Source organism: Kitasatospora sp. NPDC058492 (genome assembly GCF_042720685.1).
Classification (GTDB): domain Bacteria; phylum Actinomycetota; class Actinomycetes; order Streptomycetales; family Streptomycetaceae; genus Kitasatospora.
The window spans coordinates 67,110-90,126 of the sequence record NZ_JBHXMU010000024.1 but is presented as its reverse complement, the minus strand read 5'-3'; the positions used below and the strand labels follow the sequence as shown (position 1 = coordinate 90,126).

20 protein-coding genes are annotated in these 23,017 nt (G+C 73.2%); 15 read left to right on the top strand and 5 right to left on the bottom strand.

All coding sequences use genetic code 11. The features are described 5' to 3' along the window. Nucleotides 1–109 precede the first annotated feature (109 nt). From ACFWPI_RS18105 to ACFWPI_RS18095, 3 genes are all read left to right on the top strand, one after another. The gene (locus ACFWPI_RS18105; protein WP_031071810.1) at nucleotides 110–712 is read left to right on the top strand and encodes a cell division protein SepF; all 603 of its coding nucleotides are present in this window, start codon (nucleotides 110–112) and stop codon (nucleotides 710–712) included. Between the two features lie 99 nt (nucleotides 713–811). Continuing rightward, complete coding sequence (locus ACFWPI_RS18100) at nucleotides 812–1,093, top strand: YggT family protein (RefSeq protein WP_063347232.1); 282 nt, start codon at nucleotides 812–814, stop codon at nucleotides 1,091–1,093. 59 nt (nucleotides 1,094–1,152) lie between these two features. Continuing rightward, nucleotides 1,153–2,493, top strand: coding sequence for a DivIVA domain-containing protein (locus ACFWPI_RS18095; RefSeq protein ID WP_063347231.1), 1,341 nt, complete (start codon nucleotides 1,153–1,155; stop codon nucleotides 2,491–2,493). 185 nt (nucleotides 2,494–2,678) lie between these two features. Here the strand turns inward: ACFWPI_RS18095 and ileS are convergent, their stop codons facing one another. Next, nucleotides 2,679–5,807 (bottom strand): isoleucine--tRNA ligase, encoded by a 3,129-nt coding sequence (gene ileS / locus ACFWPI_RS18090; RefSeq protein ID WP_380372137.1) that lies wholly within the window; start codon nucleotides 5,805–5,807, stop codon nucleotides 2,679–2,681. A gap of 641 nt (nucleotides 5,808–6,448) precedes the next feature. On the opposite strand from ileS, the gene ACFWPI_RS18085 reads away from it, so the two are divergent. The 6 genes from ACFWPI_RS18085 to ACFWPI_RS18060 all read left to right on the top strand — a co-directional run bounded on the left by ACFWPI_RS18085 (nucleotide 6,449) and on the right by ACFWPI_RS18060 (nucleotide 13,128). Further along, nucleotides 6,449–6,916, top strand: a complete 468-nt coding sequence (locus ACFWPI_RS18085) for a TraR/DksA family transcriptional regulator (RefSeq protein ID WP_244293330.1) — start codon at nucleotides 6,449–6,451, stop codon at nucleotides 6,914–6,916. Nucleotides 6,917–7,081: 165 nt separating this feature from the next. After that, nucleotides 7,082–7,735, top strand: coding sequence for a signal peptidase II (gene lspA, locus ACFWPI_RS18080; RefSeq protein WP_079135530.1), 654 nt, complete (start codon nucleotides 7,082–7,084; stop codon nucleotides 7,733–7,735). Nucleotides 7,736–7,795: 60 nt separating this feature from the next. Continuing rightward, nucleotides 7,796–8,734, top strand: coding sequence for an RluA family pseudouridine synthase (locus tag ACFWPI_RS18075; RefSeq protein WP_063347228.1), 939 nt, complete (start codon nucleotides 7,796–7,798; stop codon nucleotides 8,732–8,734). A 1-nt stretch (nucleotide 8,735) separates the two neighbouring features. Further along, nucleotides 8,736–9,197 carry a GNAT family N-acetyltransferase gene (locus ACFWPI_RS18070; RefSeq protein WP_063347227.1) on the top strand — a complete coding sequence of 154 codons (462 nt, stop codon included), beginning with the start codon at nucleotides 8,736–8,738 and terminating at the stop codon, nucleotides 9,195–9,197. 164 nt (nucleotides 9,198–9,361) lie between these two features. Continuing rightward, nucleotides 9,362–12,202 (top strand): alpha/beta fold hydrolase, encoded by a 2,841-nt coding sequence (locus ACFWPI_RS18065; RefSeq protein ID WP_380372132.1) that lies wholly within the window; start codon nucleotides 9,362–9,364, stop codon nucleotides 12,200–12,202. Between the two features lie 68 nt (nucleotides 12,203–12,270). Continuing rightward, nucleotides 12,271–13,128, top strand: coding sequence for an ABC transporter permease subunit (locus tag ACFWPI_RS18060; RefSeq protein WP_363368425.1), 858 nt, complete (start codon nucleotides 12,271–12,273; stop codon nucleotides 13,126–13,128). 88 nt (nucleotides 13,129–13,216) lie between these two features. Here ACFWPI_RS18060 and ACFWPI_RS18055 read toward each other — a convergent pair whose 3' ends face one another. Then, nucleotides 13,217–14,947, bottom strand: coding sequence for an alkaline phosphatase D family protein (locus tag ACFWPI_RS18055; protein ID WP_380372234.1), 1,731 nt, complete (start codon nucleotides 14,945–14,947; stop codon nucleotides 13,217–13,219). Between the two features lie 186 nt (nucleotides 14,948–15,133). Between ACFWPI_RS18055 and ACFWPI_RS18050 the strand changes: the two genes are divergently transcribed. Then, nucleotides 15,134–15,763, top strand: a complete 630-nt coding sequence (locus tag ACFWPI_RS18050) for a dienelactone hydrolase family protein (RefSeq protein WP_063347223.1) — start codon at nucleotides 15,134–15,136, stop codon at nucleotides 15,761–15,763. 28 nt (nucleotides 15,764–15,791) lie between these two features. On the opposite strand, the gene ACFWPI_RS18045 is transcribed toward ACFWPI_RS18050, so the two are convergent. The 3 genes from ACFWPI_RS18045 to ACFWPI_RS18035 form a co-directional block, all read right to left on the bottom strand. Continuing rightward, on the bottom strand, nucleotides 15,792–16,505 hold the full coding sequence (locus ACFWPI_RS18045; RefSeq protein WP_380372128.1) for a response regulator: 714 nt from the start codon (nucleotides 16,503–16,505) through the stop codon (nucleotides 15,792–15,794). Next, a complete protein-coding gene (locus tag ACFWPI_RS18040) occupies nucleotides 16,502–17,737 on the bottom strand; it encodes a sensor histidine kinase (RefSeq protein WP_380372125.1) in 1,236 nt (411 codons plus the stop codon). Before ACFWPI_RS18040 ends, ACFWPI_RS18045 begins: the two co-directional genes overlap by 4 nt. Before the next feature lie 86 nt (nucleotides 17,738–17,823). Beyond that, nucleotides 17,824–18,351: a GNAT family N-acetyltransferase gene (locus ACFWPI_RS18035; RefSeq protein WP_380372119.1), complete on the bottom strand. Its 528-nt coding sequence runs from the start codon at nucleotides 18,349–18,351 to the stop codon at nucleotides 17,824–17,826. A 379-nt stretch (nucleotides 18,352–18,730) separates the two neighbouring features. Between ACFWPI_RS18035 and ACFWPI_RS18030 the strand changes: the two genes are divergently transcribed. Genes ACFWPI_RS18030 through ACFWPI_RS18010 form a run of 5 tightly spaced genes read left to right on the top strand, consistent with a single transcriptional unit; the run spans nucleotide 18,731 to nucleotide 22,944 of the window. Next, a complete protein-coding gene (locus ACFWPI_RS18030; RefSeq protein WP_063347220.1) occupies nucleotides 18,731–19,291 on the top strand; it encodes an RNA polymerase sigma factor in 561 nt (186 codons plus the stop codon). Beyond that, nucleotides 19,288–20,115, top strand: coding sequence for a zf-HC2 domain-containing protein (locus ACFWPI_RS18025; protein ID WP_380372116.1), 828 nt, complete (start codon nucleotides 19,288–19,290; stop codon nucleotides 20,113–20,115). Before ACFWPI_RS18030 ends, ACFWPI_RS18025 begins: the two co-directional genes overlap by 4 nt. A gap of 32 nt (nucleotides 20,116–20,147) precedes the next feature. Then, a complete protein-coding gene (locus ACFWPI_RS18020; RefSeq protein WP_380372115.1) occupies nucleotides 20,148–20,960 on the top strand; it encodes an ABC transporter ATP-binding protein in 813 nt (270 codons plus the stop codon). Further along, nucleotides 20,957–22,357 carry a hypothetical protein gene (locus tag ACFWPI_RS18015; RefSeq protein WP_380372112.1) on the top strand — a complete coding sequence of 467 codons (1,401 nt, stop codon included), beginning with the start codon at nucleotides 20,957–20,959 and terminating at the stop codon, nucleotides 22,355–22,357. The genes ACFWPI_RS18020 and ACFWPI_RS18015 overlap by 4 nt, the downstream gene beginning before the upstream one ends. Continuing rightward, complete coding sequence (locus ACFWPI_RS18010; RefSeq protein ID WP_380372110.1) at nucleotides 22,354–22,944, top strand: hypothetical protein; 591 nt, start codon at nucleotides 22,354–22,356, stop codon at nucleotides 22,942–22,944. The genes ACFWPI_RS18015 and ACFWPI_RS18010 overlap by 4 nt, the downstream gene beginning before the upstream one ends. Nucleotides 22,945–23,017: the final 73 nt, after the last annotated feature.

Genomic DNA, 23,017 nt, shown 5'->3' with positions numbered 1-23,017 from the left:
GAGCCGGTCCGCACGGAGCGAGCAGAGCGAGCGACCATCGGAAGGTGCGCGTTTCGCGAAGCCGCCACCGAGCGCCAGCGAGGTGGCTATGAGCGGAGGAGACAGGAGCATGGCCGGCGCAATGCGCAAGATGGCGGTCTACCTCGGCCTCGTGGAGGACGAGACGTACGACGGTCAGGGGTACGACCCTGACGACGACTACGACGCGGACCCCGAGCCGATTCGAACGGGACAGCGGACCGAGGACATCCCCCGGCCGGCCGCCGCGCCCGCCCCGGTCTCCTCGATCACCCCGCAGCCGGTTCCGGCCGCGGTGCCGATCCGGCAGGAGACCCCGAGGATGGCCCCCGTGTCGTCCATCACACCCGAACGCCGCCACAACCTGGAGAAGAGCGCCCCGGTGATCATGCCCAAGGTAGTGAACGAACGAGAGCCCTACCGCATCACCACGCTGCACCCGCGAACCTACAACGAGGCCCGTACCATCGGGGAACAGTTCCGTGGCGGGACCCCCGTGATCATGAATCTGACCGAGATGGACGACACCGACGCGAAGCGACTCGTAGACTTCGCCGCTGGACTCGTCTTCGGTCTGCACGGCAGTATCGAGCGCGTGACACAGAAGGTGTTCCTGCTGTCGCCTGCTAACGTCGATGTCACGGCGGAGGACAAGGCTCGGATCGCCGAGGGTGGGTTCTTCAACCAGAGCTGACCCGGCCACGACTTTACGTGTGGATCTGATCAACAGTGGATTAGCGACAGGTGACGAGCGGCGGGCCCGAGGGCCCGGAACCGGGGAGAGGGAAACGCGATGGACATCGTGTGGGCGGTGCTCTACTACGCCCTGACCGTCTTCCTGGTGTTCCTGCTTGTGCGACTGGTCATGGACTGGGTCTTCCAGTTCGCGCGTTCGTGGCGGCCCGGCAAGGCCATGGTCCTGGTCCTGGAGGCCACGTACACTGTCACGGATCCGCCGCTCAAGCTTCTTCGGCGGTTCATTCCGCCGTTGCGTTTCGGGGGCGTGGCGCTCGACCTGTCCTTCTTCGTACTGATGATCATTGTGTATGTCCTGATCTCGCTTGTGCGGCCCTAGTCGTAGGTGAGCGATGCGACAGGATGCCGGTGTGCCGACGATCACGTTGAGGTGAAGAGATGCCATTGACCCCCGAGGACGTTCGGAACAAGCAGTTCACGACCGTCCGCCTGCGCGAAGGCTATGACGAGGACGAGGTCGATGCCTTCCTCGACGAGGTCGAAGGAGAGCTGACCCGCCTGCTTCGCGAGAACGAGGACCTGCGCGCCAAGCTGGCCGCCGCGACTCGCGCCGCCGCGCAGAACCAGGCGAACATGCGGAAGGAGCCGCCGCAGGACGCCCGTTCCGGCGCCCCCGTTCCGGCCGCCATATCCGGCCCGCCGGTTCCCGGCCAGCAGGGCCCCGGTCCGCAGCAGCAGCAGATGGGCCCCGGTGGTCCGCAGCAGCAGCAGCAGATGGGCGGCCCGCAGCAGCAGCAGATGGGCAACCAGCCGCTCGGCCTGCCCTCCGGCGCCCCGCAGCTCCCCGCCGGCCCCCAGCAGATGGGCGGCCAGCAGCAGCAGATGAACCAGACCATGGGCGGCCAGCAGCAGCTGGTGCAGCCGATGGGCGGTCAGATGCTCCAGCCCATGGGCGGCCCCGGTGGTCCGCAGCAGATGGGCAACCCGATGGGCCAGGGCATGGGCCAGCAGCAGCAGATGCAGCCGATGGGTGGCCCCATGGGCGGCCCGCCGCAGCAGCAGATGGGCGGCCCGCTCGGCGCCCCCATGCAGCAGCAGGGCCCCGGTGGCGACAGTGCCGCCCGTGTTCTGGCGCTCGCTCAGCAGACCGCCGACCAGGCGATCTCGGAGGCCCGTTCCGAGGCCAACAAGATCGTCGGCGAGGCCCGCAGCCGCGCCGAGGGCCTGGAGCGCGACGCCCGCGCCAAGGCCGACGCCCTGGAGCGGGACGCGCAGGAGAAGCACCGCGTCGCGATGGGCTCGCTGGAGTCCGCGCGCGCCACGCTGGAGCGCAAGGTCGAGGACCTGCGGGCGTTCGAGCGCGAGTACCGGACGCGCCTGAAGTCGTACCTGGAGACCCAGCTGCGCCAGCTGGAGTCGCAGGCCGACGACTCGCTCGCCCCGCCGCGGATCCCCGCCACCGCGTCGCTGCCGCCGGCGGCCTCGTCGATGGCTCCGGCCGGTGCCGGTGCGATGAGCGGTGCCCCGGCCTTCGGTGGCAACCAGCCGGCCTTCGGCGGCAACGCGCCGTCGTTCGGTGGGCAGAGCTCCTTCGGCGGCAACCCGCCGGCGCCGAGCTTCGGCGGCCAGGCGTCCGGTGGCAACACCGGCGCGCCGCAGATGCAGCCGGCCGGGATGACGCAGCCGATGGCGGCCGTCCGCCCGCAGCCTCCGCAGCCGATGCAGCAGGCTCCGGCGCCGATGCGGGGCTTCCTGATCGACGAGGATGGCGACAACTGAGGTTGTAGCACGGCCTTTTGAGAGCGCCCCCTGTCCGACCCACGGGTCGAACAGGGGGCGCTCTGCTGTGGTGCGGACGGGGGCGGGGGATGGGCGCGCGCGGGGTGGTGACGCCACTTCAGGGGCGCGCGGGTACGGCGAAGCCGCCGTCGCCCCGGGCGGGGTGACGGCGGCTTCGGAGCGGGTCAGGCCTTGCGGAGCTGGAAGGCGAGGCCGAGGGCTTCGTCGGCGAAGGTCTCGGAGTCCCAGTCGGCCGTGCCGGCGGCGAAGTCGGTGGCCAGGACCTCCTCGGCGACGAGGGGGCCGTGCTCGGCGATGGCCTCGGCGGTCTCCTCGGTGGTGGCCCGCCAGCGCAGGACGATCCGGTCGGCGACGTCGAGGCCGGAGTTCTTGCGGGCCTCCTGGATCTGGCGGATGGCGTCGCGGGCGACGCCGAGCCGCTTGAGCTCCGGGGTGATGGCCAGGTCGAGGGCGACGGTGGCGCCGGACTCGTTGGCGACGGCCCAGCCCTCGCGCGGGGTCTCGGTGATGATCACCTCGTCCGGGGAGAGGGCGACCTGCTCGCCGTTCAGCTCGACCGAGGTCTCGCCGTCGGCGCGCAGTTCGGCGGCCAGGCGGGCGGCGTCGGTGGCGGCGACCGCCTTGGCGACGTCCTGCACGCCCTTGCCGAACCGCTTGCCCAGGGCGCGGAAGTTGGCCTTGGCGCTGGTGTCGACGAGCGAGCCGCCGACCTCGGCGAGCGACTCCAGGGTGGAGACGTTGAGCTCCTCGGCGATCTGCGCGCGCAGGTCGGCGGGCAGCTCGTCCCAGCCCTGGGCGGCGATCAGCGCGCGGGACAGCGGCTGACGGGTCTTCACGCCGGACTCGGCGCGGGTGGCCCGGCCGAGCTCCACCAGGCGGCGGACCAGCGCCATGTGCCGGGAGAGGTCGGCGTCGATCAGCGACTCGTCCGCCTGCGGCCAGGTGGCCAGGTGGACCGAGGCCGGGGCGTCCGCGGCGACCGGGACGACCAGGTCCTGCCAGACCTGCTCGGTGATGAACGGGGTCATCGGGGCCATCAGGCGGGTGACCGTCTCCAGCGCCTCGTGCAGGGTGGCGAGCGCGGCCGCGTCGCCCTGCCAGAAGCGGCGGCGGCCGCGGCGGACGTACCAGTTGGACAGGTCGTCGACGAAGCCGGACAGCAGCTTGCCGGCGCGCTGGGTGTCGTACGCCTCGAAGGCGGCGTCGACCTCGCGGACCAGGGTGTTCAGTTCGGAGAGCACCCAGCGGTCCAGCTGCGGGCGGTCGGCCGGGGCCGGATCGGCCGCCGAGGGGGACCAGCCGGCGGTGCGGGCGTACAGGGCCTGGAAGGCGACGGTGTTCCAGTAGGTGAGGAGGGTCTTGCGGACCACCTCCTGGATGGTGCCGTGGCCGACCCGGCGGGCCGACCAGGGCGAACCGCCGGCGGCCATGAACCAGCGGACGGCGTCGGCGCCGTGCTGGTCCATCAGCGGGATCGGCTGCAGGATGTTGCCCAGGTGCTTGGACATCTTGCGGCCGTCCTCGGCCAGGATGTGGCCCAGGCAGACGACGTTCTCGTAGCTGTTCTTGTCGAACACCAGGGTGCCGACCGCCATCAGCGTGTAGAACCAGCCACGGGTCTGGTCGATCGCCTCGGAGATGAACTGCGCCGGGTAGCGCTTCTCGAACAGCTCCTTGTTCTGGTACGGGTAGCCGTACTGGGCGAAGGGCATCGAGCCCGAGTCGTACCAGGCGTCGATGACCTCGGGGACCCGGGTCGAGGCGCCGCCGCACTCGCGGCAGGCGAAGGTCACGTCGTCGATGTACGGGCGGTGCGGGTCGAGCTCGCTCTGGTCGGTGCCGGTGAGCTCGGAGAGCTCGGCCAGCGAGCCGACGCAGGTGAGGTGGCCCTCCTCGCAGCGCCAGATCGGCAGCGGGGTGCCCCAGTAGCGGTTACGGCTGAGCGCCCAGTCGATGTTGTTGTTCAGCCAGTCGCCGAAGCGGCCGTGCTTGACGGTCTCCGGGTACCAGTTGGTGGCCTCGTTCTCCCGGATCAGGGCGTCCTTGACCGCGGTGGTGCGGATGTACCAGGACGGCTGCGCGTAGTAGAGCAGCGCGGTGTGGCAGCGCCAGCAGTGCGGGTAGCTGTGCTCGTACGGGAGGTGGCGGAAGAGCAGGCCGCGCTCCTTGAGGTCCGCGACCAGGGCCTCGTCGGCCTTCTTGAAGAACTGGCCGCCGACCAGCGGGACCTCGGGGGCGAAGGTGCCGTCGGCGAGGACCGGGTTGACCACCGGCAGGCCGTACTTGCGGCAGGTCGCGAGGTCGTCCGCGCCGAAGGCGGGCGACTGGTGGACGATGCCCGTGCCGTCCTCGGTGGTGACGTAGTCCGCGTTGAGGACGTAGTGCGCGTTCTCGATCTCGACCAGGTCGAACGGGCGGCGGTAGGCCCAGCGCTCCATCTCGGCGCCGGTGAAGGACTCGCCGGTGGCCTCCCAGCCCTCGCCGAGGGCCTTGGCGAGCAGCGGCTCGGCGACGACCAGCTTCTCCTCGCCGTCGGTGGCCACCACGTAGGTGACCTCCGGGTGGACGGCGGCGGCGGTGTTGGAGACCAGGGTCCACGGGGTGGTGGTCCAGACCAGCAGCGCGGCCCGGCCGGCCAGCGGGCCGCTGGTCAGCGGGAAGCGGACGAAGACCGAGGGGTCGACGACGGTCTCGTAGCCCTGGGCCAGCTCGTGGTCGGACAGGCCGGTGCCGCAGCGCGGGCACCAGGGGGCGACCCGGTGGTCCTGGACCAGCAGGCCCTTGTCGAAGATCTGCTTGAGCGACCACCAGACGGACTGGACGTACGACGGGTCCATCGTCCGGTAGGCCTCGTCGAGGTCGACCCAGTACCCCATGCGGGTGGTCAGCTCGGTGAAGGCGTCGGTGTGGCGGGTCACCGACTCGCGGCACTTGGCGTTGAACTCGGCGATGCCGTACGCCTCGATGTCCTGCTTGCCGGAGAAGCCCAGCTCCTTCTCGACGGCGAGCTCGACCGGGAGGCCGTGGCAGTCCCAGCCGGCCTTGCGGGCGACGTGGTAGCCCTTCATCGTCCGGAAGCGGGGGAAGACGTCCTTGAAGACGCGGGCCTCGATGTGGTGGGCGCCGGGCATGCCGTTGGCGGTCGGCGGGCCCTCGTAGAAGACCCACTCGGGGCGGCCCTCGGACTGCTCCAGGCTGCGCTGGAAGATCTTGTTGTCCTGCCAGAACGACAGGATCTGGTGTTCGAGGGCGGGCAGGTCCACCTGTGCGGGGACGGAGTTGTAGGTGCTCATCGCGGGCGTCATACCTCCGGCGGATGTGAACGGGATCCGACGGAGGGACGAGACGGCGAGCCGCCCCGCGGTACCACCCTCCTTGGCCGCGGTGCTGCTGCGGCCCTCTTGTTTGGGCTTGCTGCCGGGTCTAGTGGGCCGGCCCGCGCGGTGGCGGGCGGCCGTTCTTCCGGCGGCTCCGGGGTGATCTTCCCGCCGTGCACACCCCCGGGCTCGCACCGTCCCCGGGTCGCTGGTGGCTGCGTACGTCGGTACTCGTCCCATCTGCGCCTTGCAGGGCCAGTGTATCGGCCGGGTGAGTCGGTTTGTCCAAATCGTTTTTCCCCGCGGTGGACGGCCGGGGCGCTCCGGGGCCGGCGGCGGTGGTGGTTAGGCGGGGGTGATCTGGGCACAAGTCTGGTCAGCGCGCGGGGCGTGGCGGCTGGGGCGGCTGCCTGGGTGGGATCATCATGGGGCGTCGGAATGTCATGTTGTGACCGGTTTTGATCGGGATTATCGTTCCGGCACTGGAGGCCGCCGGGAACCGGCGGCTCGATTCGTTCGTAGATGGGGTCGAAGCCATGGCTGAGAAGGCAACCGGCGCGGGTACCGCCACCAAGCGGGCACGCAAGGCCGTGGCGGCCGATCCAGGGGAGGGGACCGTGACCACTACCGCACGGCAGAAGAGCAGCACCGACACCGTCACCGTGCCGCGCGGCGCCGAGTCGGTGGACCCGGCCACGCTGCCGGTCCGGCCCGGCGAGGACCCGTGGACCACCGACGAGGTCCACGAGCTGCACACCGAGCTCATCAGCGAGCTGGAGCGGCTGCAGAACGAGATCGACGCCGCCGAGGCGGCCATCTCCGGCCTGATGCGTGACTCCAACGACGGAGCCGGTGACGACCAGGTGGACGCCGGTACGAAGAACATCTCGCGGGAGAGCGAACTCGCGCTCGCCAACAACGCCCGGGACAGCCTCGCCCAGACCGAGCGGGCCCTGACCAGGCTGGAGGGCGTCGGCTTCGGCACCTGCGAGTCCTGCGGGCAGGCCATCGGAAAGGCCCGGATGCAGGCCTTCCCCCGGGCCACGCTCTGCGTGCAGTGCAAGGCCAAGCAGGAACGCCGCTGACGCGGCCGACCGGGGCGGCGCAGGGGGTCGGGCTTGCCGTACGCTCGACCCCGTAACGTCGCCTGAATCCTTGGGACACGTCCGGTTCGGAGGTGTCCGGTACGGCGACCATGGGCCCACCCTCCCCCACCTCCAACCGGGGGAGCTCCATCGGCAGCGGAGCGGATCATCAGTACGCAAGGTTCCCCCCAGACGCGGGACGACGCCGTCCCGACCCCCGCCGAAGCCGTGGAGGTGGCCGTGGCCGAGCCCACCGAGCCCGCGGAGCCTGCCGAGCCCGCCGAGGCGACCGCCCCGGCCGCGGCGGAGGCGCCGAAGGGCCGTCGGCGGATCGGCGTGCTGATGGTCGTCGCGCTGCTCGCCTTCCTGATCGACTTCGGCAGCAAGCTGCTGGTCGTGGCCCGGCTGGAGAACCACGCGGCGATCAAGGTGATCGGGGACGTCGTCACCTTCCAGGTCATCCGCAACTCCGGCGCCGCCTTCGGCATGGGGCAGGCGCTGACCGTCGTCTTCACGATGATCGCCTCGGCCGTCATCGTGGTGATCTGGCGGATCGCCCGCAGGCTGTACAGCCTGCCCTGGGCGATCGCGCTCGGGCTGCTGCTCGGCGGGGCCCTGGGCAACCTCACCGACCGGCTGTTCCGCTCGCCGGGCGTCTTCCGCGGGCACGTCGTCGACTTCATCTCCGTCCAGCACTTCGCGGTCTTCAACCTCGCCGACTCGGCGATCGTCTGCGGCGGAATCCTCGTCGTGCTGCTCTCCTTCCGGGGCAGCAACCCGGACGGCACCGTCCACCAGCAGGGCGGCAAGACCGAGTAGCAGGGGCCCCGGGCGGTCGGGCGGGCGGCGGAGGGCCGCGGTTCCGGCATACTCGTACGGGTGAGTACCGCAGCGCAGATCCGCAGCCTCCCCGTACCCGACGGCCTGGAGGGCGAGCGCCTCGACGCCGCCCTCGCCCGGATGTTCGGTTTCTCCCGGACGAAGGCCGCCGAGTTGGCCGCCGACGGCAAGGTGACGCTCGACGGCGCCGTGGCCGGAAAGTCGGACCGGGTGACCGCCGGTTCCTGGCTGGAGGTCGAGATCCCCGCCCCCGCCGCCCCCGTGCGGATCATCGCCGAGCCGGTCGAGGGCATGCGGATCGTCCACGACGACGAGGACATCGTGCTCGTCGACAAGCCGGTCGGCGTCGCCGCGCACCCCAGCCCCGGCTGGACCGGCACCACCGTCATCGGCGGGCTCGCCGCGGCCGGCTACCGGATCTCCACCTCCGGCGCCGCCGAGCGCCAGGGCGTCGTGCACCGGCTCGACGTCGGCACCTCCGGGCTGATGGTCGTCGCCAAGTCCGAGCGCGCGTACACCGACCTCAAGCGGCAGTTCCACGACCGGATCACCGAGAAGCGCTACCACGCCCTCGTGCAGGGGCACCCGGACCCGCTGAGCGGCACCGTGGACGCGCCGATCGGACGGCACCCCAGCTCGGACTGGAAGTGGGCCGTGACCAAGGACGGCAAGCCGTCCGTCACCCACTACGACCTGGTCGAGGCCTACCGCTCGGCCTCGCTGCTCGACATCAAGCTGGAGACCGGGCGCACCCACCAGATCCGGGTCCACATGTCCGCGCTGCGCCACCCCTGCGTGGGCGACCTGACCTACGGCGCCGACCCGACGCTGGCCAAGCGGCTCGGGCTGACCCGGCAGTGGCTGCACGCCGTGTCGCTCGGCTTCGAGCACCCGGCGGACGGGCAGTGGGTCGAGTTCTCCAGCGAGTACTCGCCCGACCTGCGCAAGGCGCTCGACATCATCTCGTCGGAGAGCTGAGATGACGGCGGCCATCCGGACCGCGGCGGGCGCCGCGGACCTGACTCTGGTGCGGGACGTGCGGCGCGAGGTGTTCATCGTCGAGCAGCACGTGCCGGAGGAACTGGAGTACGACGAGTACGACGCGACCTCGGTGCACCTGCTGGCCGTGGCGGCGGACGGGACCGCGCTCGGGACCGCACGGCTGATCTTCGGGGAGCAGGCGCTGAAGCTCACCGGGGGTGTCGAGGGCCGGGTGCTGCTCGGACGCCTCGCGGTGGTGTCGGCGGCCCGGGGGACCGGGCTCGGGGCCCAGCTGGTGCGGGCGATCGAGGCGGCCGGGCTCGACCGCGGGGCCGTCGAGGTGGAACTGCACGCGCAGGTGGGGGCGCTGGGGTTCTACGAGCGGCTGGGGTACACGGCCGAGGGCCCGGTGTACGAGTCCGCGGGGATACCGCATCGGACGATGACGCGGGTGCTGTAGGGCTTCGGGCCCGGCCGTGCGGATCCCCGTGCCCCTGAGGGGGTGCGGGGATCTCCGTTTTCCCGTGCGGTACCCGGACGCAACGGGGTGAACGGGGCGCAAGCGTCGGCTTCGGCGGTGGCCTTATCGGACGCCTACCCGGGGGGCGGATACGATCAGCCCCCATGGAGTTCGGTGGGGCGTGGCGCCGGTGGCGCAGCCGGGGTACGACGGTGCGGCGCAGGGTGGTGGCCGGTGCGGTGGCCCTGGTGGTGGTGGCCGGGGTCGGTACGGCGACGGTGGCGTCCGGCGGTGAGCCGGCGGTCCATCAGGAGGACCGTTTCCTCGCCATGCCGGAGACCCCCGGCAGTGACCAGCAGGTCCAGGTGGACACCTCCTTCTTCACCACCGGCACCACCCCGCGCCCGGCGGTCCTGCTCGCGCACGGCTTCGGCGGCTCCAAGGACGGCGAGCGCGAACGCGCCCAGCAGCTGGCCCGGCAGGGCTACGCGGTGCTGACCTGGTCGGCGCGCGGCTTCGGGCACTCGGGCGGGAAGATCGGCCTCAACGCGCCCGACCGCGAGGTCGAGGACGTCAAGCACCTGGTGGACTGGCTGGCCCAGCGGCCCGAGGTGCAGCTCGACGGGCCCGGCGACCCCCGGGTCGGCATCACCGGCGCCTCGTACGGCGGCGCCGTCTCGCTGCTGGCCTCCGCGTACGACCACCGGATCGACGCGGTGGCCACCCAGATCACCTGGTGGAACCTGGCCGACGCGCTGTTCCCGCAGGGCGTGCAGGGCTCGGGCGCCGTCGACGGCGTGTTCAAGAAGCTCTGGGCCGGGATCTTCTTCACCACCGGCGCGGCCGGCGACCTCGGCCCCTCCGGCGGCGCGCCGCGCGGCGGCGGGGCCGGGCCGCGGCAGGGCGCTCCCGGGCAGGGCGGTTCCGGGCAGGGCGGTTCCGGGCAGGGCGGCGACGCCGCGGGCGGGCCGGTCGGCTGCGGGCGGTTCCTGGAGTCGCTCTGCCAGATGTACGACCGGGTCGCCACCGCCGGGCACGCCGACCCGGAGGCCGTCGCACTGCTGGACCGCTCCAGCCCGTCCTCGGTGGCCGCGCAGCTCAAGGCGCCCACCCTGGTCGTGCAGGGCCAGCAGGACTCGCTGTTCCCGCTCGACCAGGGCGACCGGATCGCCCGGGCCGTCGCGGCCAACGGCGCGCCCGTCTCGGTGGACTGGTTCGCCGGCGGGCACGACGGCGGCACCGACACCAGCGCCCGGGTCGACGACCGGGTGACCGCCTGGTTCGACCACTACCTGAAGGGGCAGGGCGACGACACCGGCCCCGCGTTCCGGGTCACCCGCACCGGGGGCGTCGACTCCACCGGCTTCCAGGCCGTGCTGCGCGGCGCCTCCGCCGACCGCTACCCGGGCCTGGGCGGAACCGGCTCCCACGGCGTCGAACTGGCCGGCGGTGAGCAGACCATCGCCAACCCGCCCGGCGGCGCCCCGCCCGGGATCTCGACGCTGCCCGGGATCGGGGCGCTCAGCCAGGCCGCCTCGCTCGGCGCCGGGCTGTCGCTCGACTTCCCCGGCCAGCACGCCGCCTTCGACTCCGCGCCGCTGGGCCAGCCGCTGCACCTGACCGGGCAGCCCACCGTGCCCGTCCAGGTGCACGCCGACCGGCCGGACGCGGTGCTCTTCGCCAAGCTGTACGACGTGGGCCCGGACGGCAAGGCCGTGCTCCCGCAGCAGCTCGCCGCCCCGCTGCGGGTCACCGGCGCCGACGCGGGCCGCACCGTCACGGTCGCGCTGCCCGCCGTCGACCACACCTTCGCCGCCGGGCACCGGCTGCGGCTCGTCCTGGCCGCCACCGACCTCGCGTACGCCTCGCCCGTCGAGCCCGCCACCTACCGGGTCGCGCCGGCCGGGGCGCTCACCGTGCCGACCGACGACGAACTCGTCACCGAGGCCACGCCGCTGCCCGCGCGCACCTGGCTGCTGCCGCTGGCGGCCGTCGTGGTGGCGCTGGGCCTGGTGCTGTCGCCCCGGCTGCTGCGCCGCCGTCGGCGGGGGGCGGGCGACGGGCCGGCGTACGACCCGGCGCTGGCCGGGGTGCCGTTGCAGATCACCGGCCTGAGCAAGCGCTACAAGGGCGCCCAGGACCGTTACGCCGTACGGGAGTTGGGCTTCCGGGTGGAGCAGGGGCAGGTGCTCGGCCTGCTCGGGCCCAACGGCGCCGGCAAGACCACCACGCTGCGGATGCTGATGGGCCTGATCCGGCCCGACGCGGGCGAGATCCGGATCTTCGGCCACCTGGTGCGCCCCGGTGCGCCGGTGCTCTCCCGGGTCGGCGCCTTCGTCGAGGGCGCGGGCTTCCTGCCGCACCTCACCGGCCGGGCCAACCTGCGGCTGTACTGGCAGGCCACCGGCCGGCCGGAGGAGGACGCCCGCTTCGACGAGGCGCTGGCCATCGCCGGTCTCGGCGAGGCGCTCGACCGCGCCGTGCGGACCTACTCGCAGGGCATGCGGCAGCGGCTCGCCATCGCCCAGGCCATGCTCGGGATGCCGGACCTGCTGATCCTCGACGAGCCGACCAACGGGCTCGACCCGCCGCAGATCCGCGAGATGCGCGAGGTGATGATCCGGTACGCCGCCGCCGGCCGTACCGTCATCGTCTCCAGCCACCTGCTCGCCGAGGTCGAGCAGAGCTGCACGGACCTGGTGGTGATGGACCGCGGGCGGCTGATCACCACCGGCGCCGTCGGCGAGATCGTCGGCGCGGGCGAGCTGCTGTTCCTCGGGGTGCCCGCCGGGTACGAGCCCGGGTCGGTCGTCGAGAAGGTCGGCGCGCTGGCCGGGGTCGGCTCGGCGGAGGCCGTCGAGGGCGGGCTGCTGGTGCGCCTGGACGGGCTGGCGGCGCACGAACTGCTGGCCGAACTGGTGCGCCTCGGCGTGCCGGTGGAGAGCGCCGGGCCGCAGCGGCGGCTGGAGGACGCGTTCCTGTCGTTGATCGGAGGTGCGGCGTGAGCAGGGGTGCGAACGGTGGCGTGAGCAGTGAGGTGAGCAGTGAGGTGAGCAGCGAGGTGGGTGATGGCGTGAGCGGCGTCGTGTCGGCGGACCACGCCGAGGGGTACCGGGCGGGCCGGACGCTGCCGCTGCGGGTGGAGGCGATGCGCCAGCTGCGGCGCCGCCGTACCCTGGTGATCGGTGCGGTGCTGGCCGCCCTGCCGTTCGTGATGCTGGCCGCGTTCCAGATCGGCGGCACCCCGAGCCGCCCCGACCGGACCACCTTCATCGACCTGGCCACCGCGTCCGGGCCCAACTTCGCCGCCACCATGCTGTTCGTGGGCACCGGCTTCCTGCTGGTCATCCCGGTGGCGCTGTTCTGCGGCGACACGGTCGCCTCCGAGGCGAGCTGGTCCTCGCTGCGCTACCTGCTGGCCGCGCCGGTGCCCCGGGCCCGGCTGCTGGCCCGCAAGTTCGCGGTCGGGCTGGCGTTCTCGGCGGTGGCGGTGGCGATGCTGCCGCTGATCGGGCTGGTCGTCGGCACCGCCGCGTACGGCTGGGGGGACCTCAAGCTGCCCACCGGGGCCAGCCTTTCGGCCGGGGAGGCGCTGCCCCGGCTGGCCGTCGCGGCGGCGTACGTGTTCCTCGCCGAGATCGTGATCGCCGCGCTGGCGTTCTGGCTCTCCACGGCGACGGACGCGCCGCTGGGCGCCGTCGGCGGGGCGGTGTTCGCGTCGATCATCACCGGGGTGCTGGACGCCGTCACGGCGCTGGGGGGCCTGCGGGAGTGGCTGCCCGCGCACTGGCAGTACGCCTGGGCGGACGCCCTGCAGCCGCAGTTGGAGTGGGGCGGCATGGTGCAGGGCGTCTCGCTGTCGCTGTCGTACGCGGCGGTGCTGCTCGCGCTGGCGTTCCGGGGGTTCGCGCGCAAGGACGTGGTGTCGTAGGGCCGTTGTGCTGCGGGCCCGCCGCGGGGGTGCGGCGGGCCCGGGGTGGGTGACCGGGGTGGGGCGCAGGGCGGGGTCAGGGCTGGGGTCAGGCGATCGGGGCGTTCGCGCGCTCGATCCGCTGGGTGCCGGTGCGGGTGCGGTAGGAGCGGGTCCAGCTGCTGGTCGCGTCCTTGCGGGTGCGGTCGGAGAGGACGTAGTAGTCCATCTGGGTCTGCTCGGGGGTGATGTCCAGGACCCCGTAGCCGTGCGAGTCCAGGTCGACCCACTTGACGTGTGGGTTGGCCGCCTTGATCGCGGTGCCGGCCGCCAGCGAGACGGTCTGCGGGGCGACCTTCAGCAGGTCGTCGACGTTGTCGGAGGTCACCGAGGTGACCACGAACTCGGTGGCGACACTGCCGGACAGCGGGTAGGTGGCGGCCTCGTTCGGGACGTCGGCGGCCCAGGCGGAGTGGATGTCGCCGGTCAGGAAGACGGTGTTGGTGATGCCGTTCGTCTTGAGGTGGCCAAGCAGCTCGCGGCGGTCGTGGGTGTAGCCGTCCCACTGGTCGGGGTTGACCGCCACGCCCTCGCCGGGCAGGCCGAGCAGCTTGGCCAGCGGGCGCAGCAGGTAGTCGGGCAGCGAGAGGAAGGCGACCGGGGAGATCATCACCTCGTTGCCGATCAGTCGCCAGGTGGTGTCGGAGGCGGACAACCCGGCCTTGAGCCAGTCCAGTTGGGCGCGGCCGGTGAGGGTGCGGTCGGCCGAGTCGACGGCGCCGCTGCCCGTCTTCGCCTGCTGGGAGCGGAACGAGCGCTGGTCCATCAGGTGCAGGTCGGCGAGCTTGCCGTAGCGCAGGCGGCGGTAGGTGGTGCCGGCGATCGAGGGCCGGACCGGCATCCACTCGAAGTAGGCCTGCTTGGCGGCGGCCATCCGGTCGGCCCAGGCGCCCTCGGTGCCCGGGGTGTGGTTCTCGGCGCCGCCGGACCAGGCGTCGTTGGCGAACTCGTGGTCGTCCCAGATCGCGATGGTCGGGAGCTTGGCGTGCAGGGCCTGGAGGTCGTCGTCGGTCTTGTACTGGCCGTGCCGGGTGCGGTAGTCGGCGAGGGTGAGGATCTCGTGGGCGGGGGCGTGCGGGCGCACGACCGTGCCGCGGGCGCAGAACTCGCCGGTCTTGTACTCGTAGATGTAGTCGCCGAGGAAGAGGAAGGCGTCCAGGTCGCCGCGGGCGGCGAGGTGGCGGTAGGCGGAGAAGTAGCCGCCCTCCCAGTTGGCGCAGGAGGCGACGCCGAACCGCAGCCGGGAGAGGGCGGCGTCGGTGGCGGGGGTGGTGCGGGTGCGGCCGGTGGGGGAGACGGCGCTGCCGGTACCGGTACCAGTGGTGGCGGTGAAGCGGTACCAGTAGGGGGTGTCCGGGGTCAGGCCGCGGACGTCGGCCTTGACGGTGTGGTCGGCGGCGGCGGTGGCGGTCACCGTGCCGCTCGCGACGACGCGGGTGAAGGCCTGGTCGGCGGCCAGCTCCCAGCGGACCTCGGTGTCGGGGCCGAGGCCCGAGCCGGGGAGGGACTCGGGGCGGGGCGTCACCCTGGTCCAGAGCAGGACGCCGTCGGGGAGGGGGTCGCCGGAGGCCATGCCGTGCAGGAAGCGGGGGGCGGCTTCGGGGGCCTGCGCGGTTGGGGCGGCTCCGGCGGCCTGGGCGGCCTGGGCGGTCTGGGTGGCCTGGGCCGGCTCGGCGGCTTCGGCGGGGGTGGGGAGGGCGATCGGGAGGGCGGCGGTCGCGCCGGCGGCCAGCGCGCCGGCCTTCAGGACCTGGCGGCGGCGCGGGTGGGCAGGGGTCATGTCATGGACAAGATCGTTCACGTCCGGAAGGTTACCCGTTAGTAAAGCGTAGGTAAATCAGGTGACCTGACGATCCGTCGTGGAACGGGCGGGTGTGGTTGCCCGGGGCGGGCGAGCGGGGGAGGCCGGGGCGGGCGGGCCGGGGAAGTCGGGGCGGGCGGGCCGGGGAAGTCGGGTCGCCGGATCATGCGGGATCATGGGGGAGTACCCGCCCTCAGCTGCCGAAGGACCCCGACCGTGGCCCAGATCGTCCTCTTCCACTCCGCCCTCGGGCTGCGCTCCGCCGTCCACGCCGCCGCCGACCGGCTGCGCGCCGCCGGGCACACCGTGCACACCCCGGACCTGTACGACGGGCGGACCTTCGACGACATCGAGGCCGGACTGGCGTACCAGGAGGAGGTCGGCGGCAGCGAGGAACTGCTGCGCCGGGCCGTCACCGCCGCCGCTCCGCTGTCCGACGGCGGCCTGGTCTACGCGGGCTTCTCGCTCGGCGGCTCGCTCGCGCAGAACCTCGCCCTCGCCGACGACAAGGCCCGCGGCCTGCTGCTCCTGCACGGCACCTCCGACCTGCGCGAGGACGCGGCCACCGAGATCCCGGTGCAGCTGCACGTCGCCGAGCCGGACCCGTTCGAGACCGAGGACTGGCTGAACGCCTGGTACCTGGGGATGCGGCGGGCCGGGGCCGACGTCGAGGTGCACCGCTACCGGGGCGCCGGGCACCTGTTCACCGACACCGAGCTGGCCGACTACGACGCCGAGGCGGCGGAGCGGGCCTGGGCCATCGCGCTGGACTTCCTCGGCGAGCTGGATTCCTGACCGAGGGCGGGTGTCGGGGCGGGCCGGGTCAGCCGGCGAGCCCCGGCACCACCAGGCCGGACTCGTACGCGATCACCACGGCGTGGGTCCGGTTCTGCGCGCCGAGCTTGGTCAGCACGTTCCCGACGTGCGTCTTCACCGTCTCCAGACTCACCCTGAGCGACTCCGCGATCTCCGGGTTGGACTGGCCCGTGGCCATCGACCGCAGCACCTCCTCCTCCCGCACCGTCAACGCCGCCCGGGGCAACGCCTCGGCGGAGTCCAGCGGGCGGGCGGAGACCATCCGGCGCAGCGCCGCCGGGAAGAGGATCGCCTCCCCGGCCGCCGCCACCCGCACCGCCTCCGCGATCTGCCGCACCGGAAGCCGCTTCAGCACGAACCCGCTCGCCCCCGCGCTGAGCGCGGCGGTGACGTAGCCGTCGTTCTCGAAGGTGGTGATCACCACGACCTTCGGCGGCGCGGCCGACTCGGCCAGCAGCTGCCGGGTGGCCTCGATCCCGTTGCGGCGCGGCATCCGTACGTCCATCAGGACCACGTCCGGCCGCAGCCGCTGCGCCTGCTCGACCGCGTCGACGCCGTCGGCCGCCTCCCCGACCACCGTGATCCCCGGCTGCACCGCGAGCAGGGTGCGCAGGCCGCTGCGGGTCACCTCGTCGTCGTCCGCGATCAGGAGGGTGACGGGGGTGCCGGTGGCGTTGCTCGGGGCGTCGGGCGCGGCGGCGGTGGGATCTGGGCCGGTCATGCCGACAACCGTACGGGCAGCCGTACGGCCAGCCGCCAGGCCTGGGGCCCGTCCGGCCCGGCCTCGATCTCGCCGTGCAGCAGCCGGACCCGCTCGGCCAGACCCGGCAGGCCGTGGCCGGAGGTCGGGAAGGCGCCCTGGCGCGGGCCCGCCCCGGTCCGGTTGGCCACGCTGAGCTCCAGGGTGTCCGGCCCGGCCGCCACCCGGACCTCGATCGGGCCGCCCGCTCCGTGCCGCAGCGCGTTCGTCAGCCCCTCCTGGAGGATCCGGTACGCCGCCCGGGAGAGCGTCCCCTGCACCTGCGCCAGCTCGCCGGACAGCTCCGGCTCCACCACCGCGCCGGCGTGCCGCAACCGTTCCAGCAGCTCGGGCAGGTCGGCCAAGGTCCGGGCCGGGGCCGCCCCCGACTCCTCCTCGCGCAGCGCGCCCAGCACGTAGTCCAGGTCCTCCAGGGCGGCCCGGGTCGACTCCTCGATGCTGCGCATGGCGGCCCGCGCCGCCACCGGGTCGGCGGAGAGCACCTCACCCGCCACCGCCGCCTGGATCGTGGCCGCCGTCAGGGTGTGCCCGATCGAGTCGTGCAACTCGTGGGCCAGCCGGTTGCGTTCGGCCAGCCGGCGCTCCCGCTCCGCCGCCAGCGCCAGCCGCTCGGCCGCCGACGGACCCAGCAGCTTCGGGGCCAGACCGCGCAGCGCGCCCGCCACCGCCGCGCACACCACCGGCGCCAGCAGCAGGCAGACCGCCGCCACCACCCAGCTCCAGACGCCCGTCAGCTGCACCGACCGGCCGGGCCAGCTCAGCCGGGCATCACCGGAGACCCAGCCGCCGGGCAGGGCCACGGCTGCGCCGAGCAGCACGAGGCTCGCCAGGCCCCCCACCCAGCCCAGCGCCACGTGCAGCAGCAGCCACAGCGGGGTGCGCCAACGGTCGGAGCCGGGGGTGTCCGCCGCCCGGGCGCCGGACGCCGGATCCGGCAGCGGCACCCTCAGCAGCCGGCGGACGCCGCCGATCAGCACCCGCCGGGTGGTGCGGGCCAGCCCGACCACGGCGAGCAGCGCCGCCCAGAACAGCAGGGTGAGCACCGCCCGTGCGAGGTAGGGGCCGGCCGGCCAGGCCATCATCGGCAGCATCGCGAACGGCAGTAGCGGCAGGCTCGCCAGCGCGCCGAAGAAGGCGAACAGCACACCCGAGTACGTGGAGCCGCGCAGCAGCGGCCGGATTCCCCTGATCATGATCACCAGTATTGCGGCGCAGCTCATGGGGGGCCTCCCCCGATCGGGGGAGCGTTCGCTCCGGCCTTCCTGCTTCGGCGGGACGGCTACGGCGAGGCGGCCCCGGCGGCATCGGCGCGGCCCCGGGTGAGCAGGCGGGTCGTGCTGCCGTCGTCCTCCGTGATGTCGCGGACGTGCCGGAAGCCGATCCTGCCCAGCAGCGCCAGCGAAGCGAGGTTGGCGTCGGCGACCGTCGCGTGCACCTCGGCCAGCCCCAGGGCGGTGAAGCCGTAGTCGACGATCGCGGCCGCCAGTTCGGTGCCCAGGCCGCAGCCCCACGCCTCCGGGGCCAGCGCGTAGACGATCTCGAAGCCCTCGGCCACGGTGGTGGGCTTGATCTCGGCGTGCCCGACGAGGCGGCCGCCCTGCCGGACGGCCCAGACGTCGAACCGGTTCGAGGCGTACACCTGGGTGAAGATGCGGCCGAACAGGGCCCGGTCCTCGGCCTCGGACTGAGGGCCGTCGCCCATCCACCGGGACACCTCCCGGTCCTGGAACAGCGTCACGAAGTCCTCTTCGTCCGTGAGGACGTACGGGTCGAGCAGCAGGCGATCGGTACGCAGGGTCGGGGTCACGCCGGGCGACGGTACGGGGGCCGTCGTCCGCCCGGCAAGCGGTTTTCGGGAGGTTGGAGCGCCGGTGGCGATCGGGGAGTGCGAGCGGGCCGGTACCGGGTGGTCCTCGTGTCGGCCAGGCCGGTTCGGGACATGCTGCCGGTGTTCGACATCACCGTCGCGGCCGAGCCGGAGGCGGTGGCGGCCGAGATCGCGCTGCTGGCGCGGACGGCCGAGGACCGGTAGGGCGGCGGGGTGCTCGCCACCGCAGGTGCCTGATCCGGGCGTCGAGGTCGCCGCAGCGCAGGAAGTCGGGTAGGCCGACTTCCTGCGCTGCTTTCATGTGACGCAGGTCACGTCGAATGCAGAACCTGCGTGCGGTCGCGGGCGTCTGGCTGGTGTGAGATCACGCAGGAGAGCACTGGACGAGCTGGACGAGGAACGCCTCGTCCGGCTGATCGCCAGAAGTGACCGCGCGGCGTTCGACGAGCTGTACCGGCGCACGTCGCCATGGCTGGCGGTGCGGTTGCGCCGCCGCTGCGCGGACGAGCAGATCGTCGCCGAGGTCATGCAGGAGACCTATCTGGCGGTGTGGCGCGCGGCCGGCGCGTTCGCCGGGAGCGCCGTCGGCGGGACGGCCGTCGGGTGGCTGTGGACGATCGCGGCGCGCCGCCTCGTCGACGCCTTCCGGCGCCGTGCCCACCACGCCGAACCGCCGGTCGCCGCCGCCGAGCGGGCCGTGGTGCCCGCGGCGGAGGAGGAGGCGCTCGCCGGGACCGTCGGCGGCGACGTGGGCGACGCCCTACGGCGGCTGGCGCCGGAACTTCGAGACGTACTGCAGGCGACGGTGCTCGACGGGCTCTCCGTCCGGGAGACCGCCGTCCTGCTCAGACTGCCCGAAGGCACGGTCAAGACCCGTGCCCGCCGGGCCCGGATCGCGATGCGGGAGGCGCTGGCATGAACGCGGAACACGCGTCGAGGCGGCTGATCGACGACTACGCGCGTGGTGACACGGCGATGGCCGCGGACACGGTGTGGGCACTGGAGGCCCACCTGGAGACGTGCGCGCCGTGTCGGAGCCTGCTGGCGGCCTCCGTGGCCACCGAGGCGCCCGGCGTCGCCGCGCTCGTCGACACCGTCCGGGCCGGTCTGGACGCGCAGTTGGACGCGGCCGTCGGGGCGCACCGGAGGCGGCACCGCCCGACCTGGGTGTCGGCCTGGCTGACACCGGCCATGACCCCGTGGCTGGCGATGACCGCCGTCGTCACCCTGATGGCGATGTTGCTGGACGTGGCCGCGCCGGCGAAGGTCTTCGGCGGCTCCTCGATGGTGGCGCTGATCGCGCCCGTGCTGCCGCTGTGCGGTGTCGCCGCATCGTGGTCGCGCGGTCTGGACCCGGCGCACGAACTGACCGCCTCGACCGCCCGGGCCGGCCTGGCCCTGCTGCTCAGGCGCACCACCGCGGTCCTCGTGGTGGTCGTGCCCGGGCTCCTGCTGGGGGGATGGCTGACCGGGAACACGACGGCCGCGCAGTGGCTGCTGCCCTCCCTGGCCTTCACCTCCACCGCCCTGGCGCTGGGCAGCGTGGTCGGCGTGACCCGCGCCGCCGTGGGGCTGGTGGCCGCGTGGGGCGCTGCCGTCGTGGTGCCCACGTTCGTCACCGGCCGCATCCCCGCAGTCCTCGAACTCGCCCTGCACCGCGACCAGTTGCCCGTGTGGGGGCTGCTCCTCGCGCTCGGCGTCTGCGCCGTGATCACCCGCAGGGACGCGTACTCAACGCTGTGAAACCCATGTCCACCCTGGAAAGGGACCATCGCATGACGTATACGGCGAGCGCGGCCGACACCGCGCCGAAGACCTACGCCTGGGAGATCCGGGCCAGCGGCCTGAGGGTACGCGTCGGACGGAGCAAGATGGCCGTCGACGGGCTCGACCTCTCCCTGGGCATCGGCGCCCACGGGCTTCTCGGGCCCAATGGAGCGGGCAAGACCACCCTGATCCGGACGCTGGCCACCGTGCTGCGCCCCACCGAGGGCGAACTGGAGATGCTCGGCACCTCCCTGGGGGGCAGGGTGGGCGACCACCGGGCCCTGCGCCGCCAGATCGGCTACCTGCCGCAGGACTTCGGCTACTACAAGCGCTTCACGGTGCGCGAGTTCGTCGAGTACATGGCCTGGTTGAAGGAGGTGCCGAAGGCGGACATCCCCGGGGCCGTCCAGCGGGCCGTGGAACGGGTGGGCCTGGCGGACCGCGCCGACCACCGGATGAAGACCCTGTCCGGCGGCATGGTGCGGCGGGCCGGCATCGCCCAGGCCATCGTCAACTCCCCCGCGGTGCTGCTGCTGGACGAGCCGACGGCCGGCCTGGACCCGGCGCAGCGGCTGCGCTTCCGCGAACTGCTGCAGGACCTGGGCCGCGACACCTGCGTGGTCGTCTCCACCCACCTGGTCGAGGACGTCGCGGCCGCCTGCTCCGACGTGGTGCTGTTCGCCGACGGCCGCCTCGTCTTCCAGGGCACGCCGGACGAGCTCGGTGCCGCCGGCAGCGCCGACCACCCGGGCGACAGCCCCCTGGAGCGCGGCTACTCGGCGCTGCTCCGCAACTCCGGCCAGCAGGGGAGCGCCTGGTGAACGGACGTGTGCTGCGGACGGAGCTGAGGCGCTCCGCCGCCCCGTGGGCCGGCATCGTCGTGCTGGCCGGCAGCCTGGCGGTCTTCTTCCCGTTCGACGCGCTCTGGTGGCACGGCACCGCGGGGTGGACGGCCCAGTGGAGCACCATGGCCATGTGGACCCGGTCCCTGCTGGCCTTCTGGTGGCCGTTCGTGATCGGCATCGGGGCGGTGTACGGGCTGCGCGAATCCCGCTCGCGGATGACCGAGCTGCTGACGACCACGCCACTGCCGGCCTGGCGCCGTGCGGCGCTGCCGGCCGGTGCGATCGGGCTCGCGCTGGCGGTGGGCTTCGGTCTGCTGGTTCTGGTGGGCGGAGTCCAGGTGGCGGCCGGTCCGACCACCTACGCATCCCTCGGCTGGCTGCCGATCTCGCTGGTGGCGGCACTGGCCCTGGTCGCTGGCGCCGTGTTCGGCATGGGTGTCGCGCGGGCGCTGCCCTCCACCCTCACGCCGCCGGCCCTGGTGGTGATCGTCTTCGTGGGGACGGGCCTGTTCCTGCGCATGAACAACGAAGCGGCGGTGCCGACGGGCAGGGTGTCGAACCGGTTCGCCCAGCTGTCCCCGGCGACCGTGGAGCCGCGGCAGATGCTGCTGACCCTGTCCGGCTCCGTCCACCTCGGCCAGACGCTCTGGCTGCTCGGCCTGCTCGCCACCGGCTTCGCGCTGCTGGCGGCCGTGACCCGCCGGGCGCGGCTGCTCGCGGTGACTCCCGTCCTGGCCGGCCTGGGCCTGGCCCTGCTGGTGCTCCCGGCCGCCGCGCGCGACACCTACGTCGTCGACAAGGCCGCCGCGGCGCTGGTGTGCGACGGGCCGGTGTGCGTGACGCAGGCGAGCCGTTCACACCTCGCCGAGCTCGCGCAGCGCAGCAAGGAGGCGATGCCCGTGCTGCACGACGCCTTGGGCGACAAGGCGCCGACCTCGGTGCGGGAGGACACCGCGCTGCACGAGCTCGCCGCGCCACGCGAACTCTCCGCAGACGTGCTGCTGGTCGACTTCAACGACCGGATGCTCGCCGATGCGAAGGGTGACAAGCTGACCCGCGCGCTGATCGCCAGGGGCCTGGCGCCGAGCTGCTACCCGGACAACGACAAGGAGGGCGGGGGGAGCCACGACATCCCCGCCCAGAGCATCGCCGTGAGCTGGGCCCTCCACGACACCCAGCTCCAACCGCTGCAGGAGAAGGGCACCAGCCGGTACGCGCTCGAAACCTGGGCCGAGGCCGACCTCGCGTGGCAGAAGCTGATGGCGCTGCCGCCGGCCGAGCAGCGCTCGCGGATCGTCGAGCTGCACGCCGCCGCGCTCTCCTGCGAGGGGTACAAGCAGGTTCCGAAGCTGGCCGGGGGAGCGTCGCGATGAGGTGGCTGATGCTGTACGCGCGTTCACGGCAGGTGTCCACGTCGGCCGCCGCGGTCGCGCTCACCGCGCTGGTGGTGTGGGCCTTCAACCGGGGCGGCGGCACGGATGGGATGGACGCGGACGCGATCAACCCGATCGTGTACTTCGTGCTCGCCGCGAGCGTGGCGGCCGGCTCCGTCGGGCTCGGCGGGCAGGACGCCGCACTGGACAGGACGGCCGCGATCCGGTGGGCGCCCCGCCGGGCGGCGCACGCGCTGCTGATCGGCTTGGTCACGGGTGCGGCGCTGCTGGCGGTCCAGGCGGTGGGGCCGAGGTTCGCCCCCACCGAGGTCGTCGTCCGGGACACCGCGGGCCTGGCCGGCCTGGCCGCGCTCGGGGCGGTGGTGTGCGGGGCGCACCTCGCCTGGACCCTGCCGACCGCCTGGCTCGCGTTCGCCGTCCTCTCCCCGCCGCTGCCGCCCAACACCGTGGGGAAGGCGTTCGGTTGGATGTCCTACCCCCCTGGCACGGAGGCGTCGACCTGGACCGCGGTGGCCCTGCTGGTGACCGGCGCCGGGGTCTACGCCCTGGCCGGGCCGCGCAGGTAACGGGCCCGCCCCGCGCCCCGCTTCCCGCGCCTCGCTTCCCGCGCTCCGCGCCCCGCTTCCCCTCAGTGAGTAG

Bases quoted from the DNA above. Each gene is read 5' to 3' on its own strand.
- ACFWPI_RS18095 (WP_063347231.1), top strand. From the start codon at position 1,153: ATGCCATTGACCCCCGAGGACGTTCGGAACAAGCAGTTCACGACCGTC.
- ACFWPI_RS18025 (WP_380372116.1), top strand. From the start codon at position 19,288: ATGAACGCGGAACACGCGTCGAGGCGGCTGATCGACGACTACGCGCGT.
- ACFWPI_RS18100 (WP_063347232.1), top strand. From the start codon at position 812: ATGGACATCGTGTGGGCGGTGCTCTACTACGCCCTGACCGTCTTCCTG.
- ACFWPI_RS18020 (WP_380372115.1), top strand. From the start codon at position 20,148: ATGACGTATACGGCGAGCGCGGCCGACACCGCGCCGAAGACCTACGCC.
- ACFWPI_RS18010 (WP_380372110.1), top strand. From the start codon at position 22,354: ATGAGGTGGCTGATGCTGTACGCGCGTTCACGGCAGGTGTCCACGTCG.
- ACFWPI_RS18055 (WP_380372234.1), bottom strand. From the start codon at position 14,947: ATGACCCCTGCCCACCCGCGCCGCCGCCAGGTCCTGAAGGCCGGCGCG.
- ileS (WP_380372137.1), bottom strand. From the start codon at position 5,807: ATGAGCACCTACAACTCCGTCCCCGCACAGGTGGACCTGCCCGCCCTC.
- ACFWPI_RS18040 (WP_380372125.1), bottom strand. From the start codon at position 17,737: ATGATCAGGGGAATCCGGCCGCTGCTGCGCGGCTCCACGTACTCGGGT.
- ACFWPI_RS18065 (WP_380372132.1), top strand. From the start codon at position 9,362: ATGGAGTTCGGTGGGGCGTGGCGCCGGTGGCGCAGCCGGGGTACGACG.
- ACFWPI_RS18050 (WP_063347223.1), top strand. From the start codon at position 15,134: ATGCGGGATCATGGGGGAGTACCCGCCCTCAGCTGCCGAAGGACCCCG.
- ACFWPI_RS18070 (WP_063347227.1), top strand. From the start codon at position 8,736: ATGACGGCGGCCATCCGGACCGCGGCGGGCGCCGCGGACCTGACTCTG.
- ACFWPI_RS18045 (WP_380372128.1), bottom strand. From the start codon at position 16,505: ATGACCGGCCCAGATCCCACCGCCGCCGCGCCCGACGCCCCGAGCAAC.
- ACFWPI_RS18105 (WP_031071810.1), top strand. From the start codon at position 110: ATGGCCGGCGCAATGCGCAAGATGGCGGTCTACCTCGGCCTCGTGGAG.